Raw genomic sequence first — 342 nt, forward strand, 5'->3', positions numbered from 1 at the left:
ACCTCGTGATGGATATGATGAAAGCACACCTATAGTACCTTCTATAGTTAGTGAAATAGCTTTTGATGATGTTTTTATATTAGCAAAGCAAAAGAATATAGATAATGATGATAAAAATACCGATGAAGATAAAAATGAATATTATTGGATTTTAAATACTAAACAACTTAGAGGATATGGACCTTTTACCAAAGAAGAATTTGAAGAGAAAAAAGAAGAATTAAAAATATCAAAGGACTTGAAACTTAAGAAGGTAGAGAGTTATAAATAAAATATAGATATATTAGTTCTAATTTTAATTTATGAATTCGTTAACATGAAATTGAGAATTAACGATTGACA

Annotated in this window: 1 protein-coding gene; it reads left to right on the top strand. The window is 25.4% G+C overall.

Annotated elements, in window-relative coordinates; translation table 11 throughout:
- A partial coding sequence (locus B2W91_RS10835) for a DUF3997 domain-containing protein (RefSeq protein ID WP_291580708.1) occupies positions 1-271 on the top strand: 271 nt, incomplete at its 5' end.
- Between the last annotated feature and the right edge of the window lie 71 nt (positions 272-342).

This window comes from Clostridium sp. UBA6640, from assembly GCF_002455975.1.
GTDB lineage: Bacteria > Bacillota > Clostridia > Clostridiales > Clostridiaceae > Clostridium_J.